Here is a 1,298-nt window from a genome sequence, read left to right as displayed (position 1 = left end):
CGCTCGGCGTGCACCATCACCCGCTCCGCGCCGCGCTGGTCGTCGAAGGTGATCTGGCTGGCGTTGCTGTAACGGCCCTGCTTCAAGGAGCGCGTGACCAGACCGGTGTAGCGGATGTCTTTCGGCAGGTCGTAAGGCGTCGGATTGTCGCCGTTGTAGACAATGCCGGTGATCATCGGCCGGTCCAGATCGCCGTCCACATAGGTGACCAGCACTTCCTGGCCCACCCGCGGCAGCGCCAGCACGCCCCAGCCCTTGCCGGCCCAGGCTTGCGACACCCGGATCCAGCACGAGGCGTCTTCTTCCTGGGTCTTGTAACGGTCCCAGTGGAAGTGCACGCGGATGCGGCCCAGCTTGTCGGTATGCACTTCCGCGTCCACCGGCCCCACCACGGTGGCGCTCTGGATGCCGGGCAGGATGGGCTTGGCCGTCAGCCGCAGCGGGCGGAACGGCCGGTCGTCCGTCATCGCCCGGAACACGGCCATCACATTGCGGCCCTGACCGCTGCTGTCCGGCCCGTCCTGCAAGAAAGTCAGCTGGCTGGCGGTCACGTAGTAGCGGCGGTTGCGCGCCGCGTCCGGGTGGCCGTCCAGCGTGAAGGCGCCGCCGGTGGCCAGGCCGCGGGCGTTGGCGGTGCCGGTGAGCTGGTGGGAATCCGCCTGCAAGGCCTCCAGCCGCAGCCGCGCCAGCCGGTCGCCGCCGGCCTGATCGCTATAGCCGGCGCCGTAGTCGTAATGCTCCAGCCGGATGCCGTCCAGGCTGGCTTGCGCCTCCTGAGCGTCGCTGTCCAGCCGGTTGGACGGCGCGTGGTAGTCGAAGTCGCGCAGCGCGACATTGGTCGGCCGCACCCGCCGCCCGCGTTGCAGCCGCTGCACGCCCTCGCGGCCCGGCACCGGACGGAATTCGTCGCCGTCCGGCAGAAAGCGCAGCAGGCCGTAGCCGGCGGCCAGATCGTCGAAGCGCTGGGTGTCGGACAGCACCACCACATGACGCTCCGGCTGGTGCTCGATCCAGAAGTAAATGCCCTCGTCCTCCAGCAGCCGCTTGACGAAGTTAAGGTCGGTCTCCAGGAACTGCACGCAGTATTCTCGCGGCTCGTAAGCGTGCTCCAGCTCGAAACGGAAGTCCGGCCGCTGATGCTCGCCGAAGACCTGCTCGACGATCTGCGGCACCGTCAGCTGCTGGAACACGCGGCAGTTCTGGTTCTCCGCCAGGAAGGACAGCCAGCTGCCCAGCTCCAGCGTGTAGGTGTAGCTGTCCTGGGTCTGGCCGCTGTCGTAGCCGCCCAGCACCTGGCA

At 68.3% G+C, this 1,298-nt stretch carries 1 protein-coding gene; it reads right to left on the bottom strand.

The genetic code is table 11. The features are described 5' to 3' along the window. Positions 1-1,298 (bottom strand): type VI secretion system Vgr family protein (locus tag ACODSD_RS24740; RefSeq protein WP_488878606.1); only part of this gene is annotated, 1,298 nt, incomplete at both ends.

This window comes from Chromobacterium sp. FG22, assembly GCF_057809415.1.
This window is presented reverse-complemented; position numbering and strand designations above follow the sequence as displayed.